The organism is Novosphingobium sp., from assembly GCF_965228995.1.
GTDB lineage: Bacteria > Pseudomonadota > Alphaproteobacteria > Sphingomonadales > Sphingomonadaceae > Novosphingobium.
In genome coordinates this window covers 3,236,584-3,250,394 of the sequence record NZ_OZ245852.1, presented here as the reverse complement: position 1 = coordinate 3,250,394, position 13,811 = coordinate 3,236,584, and the positions used below count along the sequence as shown (strand labels likewise).

15 protein-coding genes are annotated in these 13,811 nt (G+C 66.9%); 13 read left to right on the top strand and 2 right to left on the bottom strand.

The genetic code is table 11. The annotated features are described in order from the left end of the window. The first annotated feature begins 124 nt into the window (after positions 1-124). The 3 genes from ACO056_RS14830 to ACO056_RS14820 all read left to right on the top strand — a co-directional run bounded on the left by ACO056_RS14830 (position 125) and on the right by ACO056_RS14820 (position 2,356). Entirely contained in the window at positions 125-874 is a 750-nt protein-coding gene (locus ACO056_RS14830) for a 3'(2'),5'-bisphosphate nucleotidase CysQ (protein WP_421848062.1), read from the top strand. Between the two features lie 34 nt (positions 875-908). Beyond that, on the top strand, positions 909-1,394 hold the full coding sequence (locus tag ACO056_RS14825) for a flavin reductase family protein (RefSeq protein WP_421848060.1): 486 nt from the start codon (positions 909-911) through the stop codon (positions 1,392-1,394). Between the two features lie 266 nt (positions 1,395-1,660). After that, positions 1,661-2,356, top strand: a complete 696-nt coding sequence (locus ACO056_RS14820) for a Crp/Fnr family transcriptional regulator (RefSeq protein ID WP_421848058.1) — start codon at positions 1,661-1,663, stop codon at positions 2,354-2,356. On the opposite strand, the gene ACO056_RS14815 is transcribed toward ACO056_RS14820, so the two are convergent. Next, positions 2,353-3,357, bottom strand: coding sequence for a proline iminopeptidase-family hydrolase (locus ACO056_RS14815; RefSeq protein ID WP_421848056.1), 1,005 nt, complete (start codon positions 3,355-3,357; stop codon positions 2,353-2,355). The two genes, ACO056_RS14820 and ACO056_RS14815, sit on opposite strands and share 4 nt — an antisense overlap. Positions 3,358-3,529: 172 nt before the next feature. Then, the gene (locus tag ACO056_RS14810) at positions 3,530-4,216 is read right to left on the bottom strand and encodes an OmpW/AlkL family protein (protein WP_421848054.1); all 687 of its coding nucleotides are present in this window, start codon (positions 4,214-4,216) and stop codon (positions 3,530-3,532) included. Between the two features lie 280 nt (positions 4,217-4,496). Here ACO056_RS14810 and ccoN point away from each other — a divergent pair, with 280 nt between their 5' ends. The 10 genes from ccoN to hemN are packed head-to-tail and all read left to right on the top strand — an operon-like array spanning position 4,497 to position 13,810. Further along, positions 4,497-6,140 carry a cytochrome-c oxidase, cbb3-type subunit I gene (gene ccoN / locus ACO056_RS14805; RefSeq protein ID WP_421848052.1) on the top strand — a complete coding sequence of 548 codons (1,644 nt, stop codon included), beginning with the start codon at positions 4,497-4,499 and terminating at the stop codon, positions 6,138-6,140. Positions 6,141-6,164: 24 nt separating this feature from the next. Then, positions 6,165-6,914, top strand: a complete 750-nt coding sequence (gene ccoO, locus ACO056_RS14800; RefSeq protein WP_421848050.1) for a cytochrome-c oxidase, cbb3-type subunit II — start codon at positions 6,165-6,167, stop codon at positions 6,912-6,914. Beyond that, positions 6,911-7,099: a cbb3-type cytochrome c oxidase subunit 3 gene (locus tag ACO056_RS14795; RefSeq protein WP_421848048.1), complete on the top strand. Its 189-nt coding sequence runs from the start codon at positions 6,911-6,913 to the stop codon at positions 7,097-7,099. The genes ccoO and ACO056_RS14795 overlap by 4 nt, the downstream gene beginning before the upstream one ends. Beyond that, positions 7,089-8,033 carry a cytochrome-c oxidase, cbb3-type subunit III gene (ccoP, locus tag ACO056_RS14790; protein ID WP_421848046.1) on the top strand — a complete coding sequence of 315 codons (945 nt, stop codon included), beginning with the start codon at positions 7,089-7,091 and terminating at the stop codon, positions 8,031-8,033. Before ACO056_RS14795 ends, ccoP begins: the two co-directional genes overlap by 11 nt. Before the next feature lie 4 nt (positions 8,034-8,037). Continuing rightward, the gene (gene ccoG / locus ACO056_RS14785) at positions 8,038-9,507 is read left to right on the top strand and encodes a cytochrome c oxidase accessory protein CcoG (protein WP_421848044.1); all 1,470 of its coding nucleotides are present in this window, start codon (positions 8,038-8,040) and stop codon (positions 9,505-9,507) included. After that, positions 9,507-9,971, top strand: coding sequence for a FixH family protein (locus tag ACO056_RS14780; protein WP_421848042.1), 465 nt, complete (start codon positions 9,507-9,509; stop codon positions 9,969-9,971). Before ccoG ends, ACO056_RS14780 begins: the two co-directional genes overlap by 1 nt. Next, the gene (locus tag ACO056_RS14775; protein ID WP_421848040.1) at positions 9,968-12,085 is read left to right on the top strand and encodes a heavy metal translocating P-type ATPase; all 2,118 of its coding nucleotides are present in this window, start codon (positions 9,968-9,970) and stop codon (positions 12,083-12,085) included. The genes ACO056_RS14780 and ACO056_RS14775 overlap by 4 nt, the downstream gene beginning before the upstream one ends. Beyond that, entirely contained in the window at positions 12,082-12,231 is a 150-nt protein-coding gene (gene ccoS / locus ACO056_RS14770; protein ID WP_421848038.1) for a cbb3-type cytochrome oxidase assembly protein CcoS, read from the top strand. Before ACO056_RS14775 ends, ccoS begins: the two co-directional genes overlap by 4 nt. Then, positions 12,228-12,470, top strand: coding sequence for a hypothetical protein (locus ACO056_RS14765; protein WP_421848036.1), 243 nt, complete (start codon positions 12,228-12,230; stop codon positions 12,468-12,470). Before ccoS ends, ACO056_RS14765 begins: the two co-directional genes overlap by 4 nt. Continuing rightward, positions 12,467-13,810 (top strand): oxygen-independent coproporphyrinogen III oxidase, encoded by a 1,344-nt coding sequence (hemN, locus tag ACO056_RS14760; RefSeq protein WP_421848034.1) that lies wholly within the window; start codon positions 12,467-12,469, stop codon positions 13,808-13,810. The genes ACO056_RS14765 and hemN overlap by 4 nt, the downstream gene beginning before the upstream one ends. Position 13,811 lies beyond the last annotated feature (1 nt).

Genomic DNA, 13,811 nt, shown 5'->3' with positions numbered 1-13,811 from the left:
CTTTGATGCCCCCGCTTCGTTCGTGTCGAGCGAAGTCGAGACACCATGCGCGGTGGCTGGTGTCTCGACTTCGCTCGACACGAACGGGTAGGGTTGGTGTTGAGCATTTCTTGGCGGGGCGTTGATGGACGATATCGAACTGGCGCGGCATCTGGCAGCGGGCGCGGCGCGGATCCTGATGGATCTGCGTGCGGCTGGCACGCATGAGGGCCCAATCCTTGACCAGAAGGCGCTTGGGGCCGAGGGTGACCTGCGCGCCAATGCCTGGCTGATGGCGGAGATTGCTGCGCACCGGCCCGATGACGGCGTCCTTTCGGAAGAGACGCAGGATACCCCCGAGCGCCTCGGCAAGTCGCGCGTGTGGATCATCGATCCGCTTGATGGCACGCGCGAATATGGCGAGGGGCGCAGCGACTGGGCGGTGCATGTCGGCCTCGCGGTGGACGGCACCGCCGCGCTGGGGGCGGTTGCGCTGCCGGGAATGGACCTGCTGCTCGATAGCTGGGCGCCGCTGCCGCTGCCGGCGATGGCTGCGGTGCCGCGCCTGCTGGTCAGCCGTACGCGGCCTGCGCACGAGGCGGTCGAAGTCGCCAAGGTGCTGGGCGGCGAGCTTGTGCCGATGGGGTCTGCGGGCGCGAAGGCCATGGCCGTCGTGCGCGGGGAGGCGGAGATTTACCTCCATTCGGGCGGGCAGTACGAGTGGGACAACTGCGCACCGGTGGCGGTCGCAGCGGCGGCGGGCCTCCATGTCTCGCGCATCGACGGGTCGCCGCTCGTCTACAACAACCGCGATACGTACCTTCCGGACCTCCTTATCTGCCGGCGTGAATGGGCAAGCCGTGTCCTTGGGGCGGTGGCGGCAATCGAGGCTTGACCGGTTGCGGCTTTGCCGACACGTGGGAGGAGCAATGATCGATTCCCGCTTGTTCCGTGATGTTCTTGGCGCCTACCCCACCGGCGTCTGCGTGGTGACTGCGCTTGCCGAAGACGGCGAGCGGTACGGCCTCGTGGTCGGCTCGTTCACATCGATCTCGCTCGATCCCCCGCTCGTCGGTTTCTTCCCGGACAAGCGTTCGGGCACCTGGCCACGGATCGAGGCGACGGGGCGGTTCTGCGTCAATGTGCTCGGCTCGGACCAGCTTTCGCTGTGCCGCCGCTTTGCCGCGCGCAGCCAGGACAAGTTTGCCGAGCTTGCGCACGGGCAAAGCCCCGCCGGGCTCCCGGTGCTCGACAACGCGATCGCGTGGATCGATTGCACGATCGAGCGGGTGACCGAAGTGGGCGATCACTGGCTTGTGGTCGGCGCGGTGGAAGCGCTGGGCAAGAAGGGTGAGGGCAACCCGCTGCTGTTCTTCCGCGGGCAATATCACGACCTTGCGCTTCTGTCCGACTGAGCCCGTCCCCGACGGGGATTTTTCTACCAATTGGTAGATTATTTTCGCCAGACCGTGCTGGTTTGATCTCGGTCAAGGTTCGCCGCTTTCAGCGCTGCCAGAGGGATGGGGCGCGGAAGGACCGGCTGTCATTCCCCCTTCCGCCGATTTCTCCCCGACTTCGGGCGGCGAGCACGCCTCGCCGCCCACTTTTCGTGGTGTTTTGTAGCGGGTGAGGTTGGATGCACGATTGCCGCGGCCCTTTCCGGCTGGTAGACCCGGAGAGGATGAGCGCCTGTGATACTTGCATAGTCCGAAATCGGGCGATTTGCGCCGGTCTCGATCACCCCGAGATTACGGCCCTCAGCACCATGGGCCGCCGCCGCTCCGTTTCCGCCGGTGAACCGCTGATCTGGGAGGACGACGACTCGCTGCTCGTCGCCAACGTGATCGAAGGCGTGCTCAAGCTCACCACCAGCACTGCCGACGGGCGCGAGCAGATCGTGGGCGTGGCTTATCCTTCGGATTTCATCGGCCGCCCGTTTGGCCAGACAAGCGCCGCCAGCGTCGTCGCGCTCACCGACGCACGCGTCTGCGTGTTCGCGCGCAATGATTTCGACCGCTTCGCCCGCGAACATCCCGAGCTGGAGCACAAGCTGCTCGAACGCACGCTGGCCGAGCTTGACCGCACCCGGGCGTGGATGATGCTGCTCGGCCGCAAGAGCGCGCCCGAAAAGATCGCGACGTTTCTGCTCGATATGTCCGAACGCCTCGCGGACAATGGCTGCATGGCGCACACCGGCCCGGCGCGGCTGTTCACGCTGCCCTTCTCGCGCCAGCAGGTGGCGGACCTGCTGGGCCTGACGATCGAGACGGTGAGCCGCCAGTTCACCAAGCTCAAGGCTGATGGCGTGGTTGCGTTGCCCGGGCGGCGCGATGTCGAGATCCTCGACCGGGGCGCATTGGAAGTCCTGGCGGGTTAGCCGCCTTCGTTTCGGCGGCACCAATCGCGGATGACGGGCAGGTAGCTTTCCGGCTTGTCGCGCAGGATCGCATGCGCTGAACCGGCAATCGTGCGGTACTGCGCATGCGCCACGCGCCGGGCAAAGCCGGCGACGGTTTGCGGCCGCGCTTCGTCATATTCCCCGGCCACGAACAAAGTATGCCGCCCATCGAGGCGCGCCAGCAGCGGTTCGCCGTCGTAATCACGCAAAGTGCCGGTAGCGCGAAATTCGACCGGGCCCCACATGCCGTTATAGACCTTGTCGCCCGCATGGGCAGGCAGCGCGGCGCGATAGGCAGCCACGCGCGGATCGCCCGGCGTGCGCCAGACATGGCTGCCGAGATAGGCTTCGTCCGCCGCCGCGCATTGCTCGGCGCCGGGCGGTGATGCGCTCTCGCAGGCATCGAGCGTGGCGCGCCACTGTGCGGGAAGCGCGCGGCGCAGCGCGGCGGCATCGGCAATCCAGCTGCGAGTAGAAACCAGCGGGGACTGGATGATCAGCCCTGCGAGTGCCGCCGGACGGCGCGCTCCGTATTCCAGCGCGAGCGTTCCGCCCCAGCTGCCGCCGCCCAGATGCCAGCGTGCGACGCCCAGCGCGCGGCGGACCGCCTCGATTTCGTCGACAAAGCGCTCGACCCGCCAATTGCGGGGATCGCCGGGGGCATCGGAGCGGCCGCTGTCGAGCTGGTCGTAAAGGATCACCGCGCGCTCGTCCGCCAGCGCGGTGAGCGCAAGAAGGCCGGCATGGTCGCTGCCGGGGCCGCCGTGCAGGTAAACCAGCGGCAAGCGCGGACTGGAAAGGTCGCCGTTGACCCGGACATAGAGCCGCCCGCCTTCGACCGGGACCATGAGTTCGCGGTCGGGCGTGACACGCATGGGCAGGGCAGGCGGCGCTTCGGCGCGGACGGCAGGCGCGGCGAAAGTGGCAAGGCCGGCGCCAATAAAGCCGCGGCGGGTCCAGTTCGGAACAAAGTCGACCATGCGCGGCATGGTATCGGGGAGCGACCGGGAAGCAAGCGCCGTAAAAGCGGCTCAGCGACGGGCGGCAAGGCACGACCAAGGCCAGCCTGACACCCGCCGCCCCTCCGCTCGGGAGGTATGCAGGGCCGGTGCAGCAAGCGTCGGAGGCCTTGCGCACCGGCCGTGCAATCCTTCAGAACCGGTAGGATACGCCCGCGCTGAGGATCCAGGCGTTGATCTTGTGGCGCGTTGTCAGCGCCTCGACCCCGCCGGCAGTGGTGAAGTGCGCGGTGGTGTTTACCCAATACTTCTTGGCATCGAGGGTGAGCCCATAGCCCGACTTGCCGAGCGCGATGTCCACGCCGCCCTGGACCGCGGCGCCGACCTCGTTGGAGAGGTGGACGCGGGAAGCGCCCAGCGCTGCGGCGCCTGCACCGGGCCGCTCACCCAGCCAGAGGTAAAGCGCCGGGCCTGCGCCGATGTAGGGTTTGATTCCGCCAGCCAGCGGGAGGTGATACTTGATCGTGAGTGTCGCGGGGATCAGCACCGCGTGATCGACGATTCCCGCGCCTGCGAGCGGACCTGCGCCCGTGACATGGTGCGAGCTGGTGCAGCAGATCGTCTCGGCCGAAATGTTTTTCGTGAAGAAATATTCGACTGCGAGCGTCGGCACACCGTTGTTGCTCGCCTTGGTCTGCGAACCGGCGGGCAGGCCGATAAGATCCTTGTCGACGCGGCTGATCTTGCCATCGGGCAGGACGGCCGAACCGAGCACCTTGATCTGCCACTTGCCATCAGTGGAGCCGGCATGGGCGGGGGCAGCGACGAGCGCGGTGGAGGCGAGCGCCGCGCCAATGGCTGCAGCATACAGAGTTTTCATGAGCTGGGGCTCCTTCAAGCTGCGGATGTCCTACCCCTCGCAGGACGATGTTTGAGCCGCAGCACGCCTGATCCATGGCGTGATCACGCAGGTGCAACATTGATGGAGCGCAAATCACAGCAACTAAATATAACCGTTTCGGCAAAACAATATCGGCCGAGCAGGAAACACCTCGCGCAAATTGACACCGGTCAATGTTGCGGGGGCGAAGGGCGGGCAGGGACAGTTCAGGACTTGATCCAGCATCGGGTCCAGCAATCTGCTTGGAAGGGCGCTTCCCATGGACTCCGTACTCCCGCGCACCGGCCTATGGCTTGGCGCGTTGCTATTTGCGGTGATTGCCACCGCGCTGGCGGCCGACGTCGGCTTTGCCGTCCACATGATGATCTGCGGCCTCGCCGCGTTTATCGGTCTTGTCGTCACGGTGCGCGGCTGGGATCCGGCTGCGGCGATTCGCCCGGTTGATACAGGACGTTATGATGACGACCTGATCCGTCTCGGCGTGATCGCCACGGTGTTCTGGGGCATGGCAGGGTTCCTGGCGGGGCTCTACATCGCGCTCGAGCTGGCCTTCCCGCAGATGAATCTGGGGCTGCAGTGGATCAATTTCGGGAGGCTCCGGCCGCTCCATACCTCCGCTGTGATCTTTGCGTTCGGCGGCAATGCGCTGATCGCGACTTCGTTCTATGTCGTCCAGCGCACATGCCGGACGCGGCTCGCCTTTCCAGGCCTCGCGACGTTCGTGTTCTGGGGATACCAGCTTTTCATCGTGCTGGCGGCAACCGGCTATCTCATGGGGATCACGCAGGGCAAGGAGTATGCTGAACCAGAATGGTACGTAGACTTGTGGCTGACGGTGGTCTGGGTTTCCTATCTCGCGGTCTTCGTCGGCACGCTGCTGAAGCGCTCCGAGCCGCACATCTACGTCGCCAACTGGTTCTACCTCGCGTTCATCCTGACCGTGGCGATGCTCCACCTCGTCAACAACATCAACGTGCCGGTGAGCTGGTTCGGATCGCGCAGCTATCCGCTGTTCGGCGGGGTGCAGGGCGCGTTGGTCGAGTGGTGGTACGGTCACAACGCGGTGGGCTTCTTCCTCACCGCCGGCTTCCTAGCGATGATGTACTACTTCGTGCCCAAGCAGGCCGAACGCCCGGTCTATTCCTACCGGCTCTCGATCATCCATTTCTGGGCGCTGATCTTCCTCTACATCTGGGCGGGCCCGCACCACCTTCACTACACCGCGCTGCCTGATTGGGCGCAGACGCTGGGCATGGTCTTCTCGGTCATGCTGTGGATGCCGAGCTGGGGCGGGATGATCAACGGCCTGATGACGCTCAACGGCGCGTGGGACAAGATCCGCACCGACCCGATCCTGCGCATGATGGTCCTCGCGCTCGCCTTCTATGGCATGAGCACATTCGAGGGCCCGATGATGAGCATCAAGTCGGTCAACTCCTTGAGCCACTACACCGACTGGACCATCGGCCACGTGCATTCGGGCGCGCTGGGCTGGAACGGCATGATCACCTTCAGCTGCCTCTACTACCTCGCGCCGCGCCTGTGGGGCCGGGAACGCCTCTACAGCCTGCGCATGGTGAACTGGCACTTCTGGCTCGCGACGCTGGGGATCGTTTTCTACACCGCCTCGATGTGGGTGGCGGGGATCACGCAAGGGTTGATGTGGCGCGAATACGGGCCGGACGGCTACCTGGTGAACTCCTTCGCCGATACCGTCGCCGCGCTCCACCCGATGTACACGCTGCGGGTCTTTGGCGGGCTGCTCTACCTCTCGGGCGCCACGGTGATGACGATCAACATCACCCGCACCATCCTCGGCCACTACCGCCAGGAAGCGCCGCTGCATTCGGCCGCCTTCGATCCGGCGCGCGACGTGCCGCTCGTCCCCGCGACCGCCATCTGATCCGGCCTGACAGGAGATACCGACATGGCCACTTTCATGGAACGCCACCGCAAGCTGGAACGCAACGTCACCCTGCTGGCGGTGCTCGCCTTCGCAGCGGTGACGGTGGGCGGGATCGTCGAGATCGCGCCGCTGTTCTGGATCGATAACACCATCGAGAAGGTGCAGGGGATGCGCCCCTACACCCCGCTCGAGCAGGCCGGGCGCGACATCTATGTGCGCGAGGGCTGCTACGTCTGCCACAGCCAGATGATCCGCCCCTTCCGCGACGAGGTGGAGCGCTACGGTCACTACAGCCTCGCGGCGGAATCGATGTACGACCATCCCTTCCAGTGGGGCTCCAAGCGGACGGGCCCGGATCTGGCCCGCGTGGGCGGCAAGTATTCGGATGAATGGCACGTCCAGCACCTGACCGATCCCCGCTCGGTCGTGCCGGAATCGATCATGCCGACGTACGGCTTCCTCAAGGAGCAGGAGCTCAACCAGGGCGACATGGTGCCTGCGCTGCAGACGCTGGAGCGGGTCGGCGTGCCTTATACCAAGGACGAGATCGCCGCTGCCAACGATGACCTCAAGGCGCAGGCCGATCCCGATGCCGATCATGCCGCGCTTCTCAAGCACTACCCGGGTGCGACGGTGCGCGACTTTGACGGTGATCCGGGGCGGCTGACCGAAATGGATGCGCTCGTTGCCTATCTCCAGGTGCTCGGCACGATGGTCGATGTGAATGCGCCGGCGGCGCAGGAGCATCTCGCGAAGGAGAAGGGCCGGTGACCTTCCTCCAGCTTTCCACCCACTCGACTTACGACCTGCTGCGGCATCTGGCCGATAGCTGGGGCCTGATGATCATGGCGCTGGTGTTCCTCGCGCTGTGCCTCTGGCCGTTCCGCCCCGGCGGAAATGCCGCGAGCCGCGATGCGGCGCTCTCGATCTTCGAGGATGACAGCGATGACGCATGACAACACACATGCCGGAAAAGTGATCGATCACGCGACGGGCACGGCCAAGGTCGGGCACGAATGGGACGGGATCGAGGAACTCGATACGCCGCTGCCGCGCTGGTGGCTGTGGACCTTCTACGCGACGATTGTCTTCGCGCTGGTCTATGTTGTGCTCTATCCGGCGATCCCGATGCTCCATTCGGCCAGCACCGGCACCTTGGGCTGGACGAGCCGGGGCGCACTGGCGAGCGATCTGGCGCACGAAAAGGCCGAACATCAGGCAGTGCGCAACGCCATTGCCGCGACCCCGATCGAAGCGCTGGCCGCCGATCCGGCGCTGCAGCGCGCCGCCATCGAAGGCGGGCACGCGGCGTTCAAGGTGAACTGCGTGCAGTGCCACGGCGCGGGCGCGGCTGGCGCGAAAGGCTATCCCAACCTCAACGATGACGACTGGCTGTGGGGCGGTGATCTCGCCACCATCCAGCAGACCTTGATCAACGGGGTGCGCTATCCCGGCAACGACCAGACCCGCACCAGCCTGATGCCAAGCTTCGGGCGCGACGGGATCCTGACGGCCGCCCAGGTGCAGGATGTGGTGAGCTACGTGCGGGTGCTGAGCAAGCAGGATCCGGCAAGCGCGGGCTCTACGCGCGGGGCGCAGATTTTCGCCGATAACTGCGCGGTCTGCCACGGGGCAAACGGTGAGGGGAACCGCAGCGTCGGTGCGCCAAGGCTCAGCGACAAGATCTGGCTCTATGGCGGTGACCGGGCCTCGCTTGTGAGCACTGTCACCAATGCCCATGCCGGGGTCATGCCGGCCTGGACCGGGCGGCTCGATCCGGTGACGATCAAGATGCTCGCCGTCTACGTCCACTCACTGGGCGGCGGTGAGGCGACGCCTGCTCCTGCGGCATCTGCGCCTGCCGCTCCCACTGCGGGGGCGGCGCAGTAAGGCCATGAACGCGCTCGATCCCATCACTTCCGCGCCGCTCTATGCGAAGCGCACGGCGGTGTTTCCGAAGAAGGTCGACGGGCCGTTCCGCCGCTTCAAGTGGTTCGTCATGGTGGTGTGCCTCGCCGTCTATTGGGGCACGCCGTGGATCCGCTGGAACCGGGGGCCGCATGCCCCCGGCCAGGCGGTGCTGGTCGATCTGGCACACCGCCGGTTCTACATGTTCGCGATCGAGATCTGGCCGCAGGAGTTCTACTTCGTGGCGGGGCTCCTGATCATGGCGGGGATCGGGCTGTTCCTCGTCACCAGTGCGGTGGGGCGCGCGTGGTGCGGCTATGCCTGCCCGCAGACGGTGTGGACCGACCTTTACCAGCACGTCGACCGGCTGATCGACGGCGATCGCAATGCGCAGCTGCGGCTGAATGCCGCGCCCTGGACCCCGGCGAAGTTTGCCCGGCGCCTGTTCAAGTGGGGCATCTACCTCGGCATTGCCTTCGTCACCGGCGGCGCGTGGATCTTCTATTTCGCCGACGCGCCGACGCTGCAGCGCGAATTCTGGACCGGTACGGCAGCCCCGGTGGCCTATGCCTCTACCGGCATTCTCACGTTCACGACATTCTGGCTCGGCGGCTTCATGCGCGAGCAGGTGTGCATCTACATGTGCCCCTGGCCGCGCATCCAGACCGCGATGCTGGACGAAAACTCGCTCACCGTCACGTACAAGCACTGGCGGGGCGAGCCGCGTGGGTCCTTAAAGGAAGCGAAGGGCGCGGCCAGCCCGCTGGGCGACTGCATCGACTGCAAGCAGTGCGTGGCGGTGTGCCCGACCGGCATCGACATCCGCGAAGGGCCGCAGATCGGCTGCATCACCTGCGCGCTGTGCGTCGATGCTTGTGACCGGGCGATGGCTTCGGTCGGCCGCGCGCGGGGCCTCATCGACTATTGCACGCTCATCGATGCCGAGCGCGAGATCAAGGGCGAGCCGGCACGGCCAGTGGTGAAAGTGCTCTTCCGTCCGCGCCTGATCGCCTACTTTGCGGTGTGGGGCGGGATCGGCCTTGCGCTGCTGTTCATGCTGGGCGCGCGTGAGCGGCTGACGCTTTCGGTCGCGCGCGAGCGCAATCCGGAGTTCGTGCAGCTATCGGGCGGCGCGGTGCGCAATGCCTTCACGCTGGCGCTGCGCAATATGGAAGACCGCCCGCGCACCCTGCGGATTGCCGCCGAAGGGCTGCCGGGCGCGGCGCTCTATACGGACGAAATGGCGCCGGGCGCGGCGCGGGCGACGCTTGATGTGGCGGTTCCGGCGGACAGCACGGCCAAGGTGCGGCTCTATGCCGTAGTTCCCGCAGCACATGCGCGGCAGCAGGACTTCGTGCTGACCGCAACGCCGCTCGACAAGGAAGGTCGCACGCCCCGCCGCGAGACGCACTTCGCGGCGCCTGAACATGAACACGAAGAAGAGGAGCACGATTGATGGCACAGCTTTCGGCACGTCCCTTCACCGGGCGGCACATGGCGCTCGTGATGGCCGGCTTCTTCGGCGTGGTGATCGCGGTCAACATCCTGCTCGCCAACCTCGCAGTTTCGACCTTCAGCGGGACGGTGGTCGATAACTCCTACGTCGCGAGCCAGGAGTTCAATGGCTGGCTGGGCGCGGCGAAGGCCGACAAGGCGCTGGGGTGGCACATGGCACTGCGGCGCAGCGAGCCTGGCACTGTGCGCTTCACGCTCACCGATGCGAGCGGGCACCCGCTGACAGGTGCGGGCGTGCGCGCGCAGGCGGATCATCCGCTGGGGGCAAGGGCGCCGGTGGTGATGACCCCGCGTGAGGTGGCGCCGGGCATCTACGAGGCGGCGCTTCCGGCCGGGCGCTGGCATGTGGGCATGGAAGTGCGTTCACGCGGCCATGTCTGGCATGCCGAGGATGATGCGCTGTGAACGCGGCCTTGGTCCGCCTCGCGCCCGAGATCAGCCGGACCGTGCTGGCAGTGCCAAGCATGCACTGCGCCGGCTGCATGGGCAAAGTCGAGCGCGCGCTGGGCGCGGTGCCGGGTGTCGCATCGGCGCGGGCCAATCTCACCGCGCGGACCATTGCCGTTGATCATACCGGCGCGGTGGAAATCCCCGAGCTTGTCGCAGCGCTTGCCGGTGCAGGCTTTGCCGCGCAGCCGCGCGAAGATGCGCTGGAGCCGCCTTCCGCCTCGCGCGAATTGCTTGCGCCGCTAGCGGTGGCCGCCTTTGCCTGCATGAACGTGATGCTGCTCTCGGTCAGTGTGTGGTCGGGCGCGGATGGCAGCACGCGCGATCTGTTCCACTGGCTTTCGGCCGCCATCGGCGTGCCCGCGATCCTCTATGCCGGGCAGCCGTTCTTCCGCTCGGCGCTGGGCGCGCTGAAGCGGGGGCGCACCAATATGGACGTGCCGATCTCGATCGGCGTGACGCTGGCGACGGGCCTTTCCTGCTACGAGACGCTGACCGGCGGCAAGGAAGCCTGGTTCGACGGCACCTTGATGCTGCTGCTGTTCCTCCTCGCGGGCCGCGTGCTCGATGCGATGATGCGCGACCGGGCGCGGGCCGGGGTGGCCGCGCTGCTGCGGCAGGCGGCAAGCGGCGCCATGCTGGTCGGCGCGGACGGCGCGCTGCACTGGACCACGGCGGCAGCCCTTGCACCGGGCATGCTGATGCGCGTGGCGGCGGGCGAGCGGCTGGCGGCGGACGGCGCAATCGCCAGCGGCACAAGCCGGTTCGACCAATCCCTGCTGACGGGCGAAACCGCGCCGGTGCCGGCGGGCCTTGGCCAGCGCGTGCTGGCGGGCATGCTGAACCTCGATGCGCCGGTTGACGTGGTCGTCACGGCAGCCGGGCAGGGGACTGCGCTTGCCGAAATCGCGCAGGCGATGGAATCGGCGGGGCAGGCCAAGAGCACATTCGTGCGCATCGCCGACCGCGCCTCGCGTCTCTATGCGCCCGCGGTCCATACCCTTGCGGCGCTGAGCTTTGCCGGCTGGCTGATCGCCGGGGCGGGTTTCCATCAGGCGCTGGTGGTGGGCATCGCCGTCCTCATCATCACGTGCCCCTGCGCGCTGGGGCTGGCGGTGCCGGTGGCGCAAGTCGTCGCGGCGGGCGCGCTCCTGCGCCGGGGGATCATGGTCAAGGACGGCTCGGCCATCGAACGCCTCGCCAAAGTCGACCGCGTGCTGCTCGACAAGACCGGGACGCTGACGATGGGCCGCCCGGTTCCCGATACCGCAGTGCTGGACGCGCTGGGCGAGGAGGAAGCCGCCGTGGCACTCGCTCTCGCCAGCCACAGCCGCCACCCGCTTTCGCAGGCATTGGCGCTTGCTCTTGCCGCAAGGGGTGTGCGCGCAGCGAGTGTGGAAGAGGTACACGAAGCGGCGGGGCGAGGGGTTTCCGGCACTTGGCGCGGCCTTTCCGTTTCGCTCGGGCGGCCTTCGCAGAGCGGCGGCACGGCGGCGGCGCTGGCCATCGGTGCGGGGCCGGTGCGGGTGATCGGCTTTGCCGACCGCTTGCGGCCCGACGCGCGCGAAGCGCTGGCGGACCTTGCCGCGCTGGGCATCCAGGCGTCGATCCTCTCGGGCGACAATGCCGCCGCCGTCCGCATGACGGCGCGCGAGACGGGCCTCACCGGGCAGGCCGGCGCACAGCCGGGGGACAAGCTCGACGCGATCCGGCGGCTGCAGCGCACCGGCAAGTGCGTGCTGATGGTGGGTGACGGGATCAACGACGGCCCCGCGCTCGCCGCCGCCGACGCTTCGATCGCGCCGGGCAGCGCGAGCGATGTGGGGCGGCAGGCGGCAGACTTCGTGTTCACCGGCGATTCGCTGCTCGCCCTGCCGCGCGCGGTGCGCGCCAGCCGGCGGACGATGCGCGTGGTGCGCGAAAACTTCGCGGCGGCGATCCTCTACAATGCGTTTGCCGTGCCGCTCGCGATGGCGGGCCTCGTTACGCCGCTGATGGCAGCGATCGCCATGGCGACGTCCTCGCTGATCGTGGTGGGCAATTCGCTCCGTCTGGTGAGGGCTTCACAATGACCTCGATCCTGATCCTCATCCCCATCGCGCTCGGCATGGGACTTCTTGGTCTGGCAGCCTTTTTCTGGGCGCTGCGCGGCGGGCAGTTCAGCGATCTCGATGGCGCTGCGGCGCGTATCCTGATCGACGAGGACAAGCCGCTATGAAGCGCCTGTTCGCCCTGTTCAGCGCGCTGGCCGCGGTGCAGCTGGCGATTCCGGCGCAGGCAGCACACCCCACCATGATCGCGCTGTGCGGCGGCGGTGCGCCGATTCCGCTGCCCATGAAAAATCACGAACCGGACAAGCAGTGTTGCAAGATTTGCCATAGCGCAATGCGCAAGCGTTCGGCCGGTGGCACCTGTTGCGGAGAGAACGACGACGACGAAGAGGATTCCGGGCTATGAGCGGGCCATCCACAGCGGAGCAGTTTGCCGACTGGACTTACCATCCCGAGCTGCTCGCGCGGCCGGTGCCGCGCTACACCAGCTATCCCACGGCGGCGGAGTTCGTCGAGGAGAGCTTCGAGATGCGCCAGCGCATCTCGCTGGCCAGCCTGACCGGGCCGGTCTCGATCTACCTCCACATCCCCTATTGCGAAGAAATCTGCTGGTACTGCGGTTGCAACACCGGCGCTGCCAACAAACGCCACCGGCTGACCGCCTATCTCGAGGCGCTGCACCGCGAGATCGCGCTGGTGGCCGACATGCTTGATCCTTCGGTGCATATCGAGCACATCGCATTCGGCGGCGGTAGCCCTAATGCCGTGCCGCCAACCGAGTTCGTGCGGCTGATCGATGCGCTGGTGCTGGCCTTCCGCTTCGTGCGGCCGGCGCTTTCGGTCGAGCTCGATCCGCGCACCCTGACGCGCGATTGGCTGACTGCGATCCGCGGCATCGGTGTGACCCGGGTCAGCCTTGGCGTGCAGACGCTGAACCCGGCGGTGCAGGAGGCCATCGGGCGCGTCCAGCCGATCGAGATGATCGAACGCGCGGTCTCGGGCCTGCGCGCGGCGGGGGTCGGCTCGATCAACTTCGACCTCATGTACGGATTGCCGCATCAGGACGATGCCGTGCTCGCCGAAACGCTGGCGCAGAGCGTGGCGATGGGGCCTAACCGCATCGCGCTGTTCGGTTATGCGCACGTGCCGCACATGATCCCGCGCCAGCGCCGGATCGATGGATCGGACCTGCCAGACCAGCGCGGGCGTTTCCGCATGGCGGTGATGGGCGCGCGGCAGCTGATGGATGCGGGCTACCATGCGGTCGGCTTCGATCACTTCGCGCTGCCCGGCGATCCGCTCGCGCGGGCGGCGCTGAACGGGACGCTGCGGCGGAACTTTCAGGGCTTTACCGAGGACTCCGCAAGCGTGCTGATCGGTTTGGGTGCCTCGGCGATCAGTGAGCTGCCCGGGCTCAAGGTCCAGAACGAGAAGAACCCGGGGCGTTACCGCATGCTGATCGGCGCGGACAAACTCGCGGGACGCAAGGGCATCGAAACCGGCCCCGACGACGAGCGCCGCGCCGCGCTGATCGAGGCGCTGCTGTGCAAGGGTGCGGCGAAGATCGACGCCGATCTGCTCGGCCCCGCGCGGCAAAGGCTGGAGCCCTTCGCAGCGGCGGGGCTGGTCTCGCTGGATCGCGGCTGGCTGCGGCTGGAGCCGGGCGCGGCGCCTTATGCGCGGGCGATTGCTGCGGTGTTTGACGCCTATCGTACCGAGGAGCGCAGCTTCAGTTCGGCGATTTGAA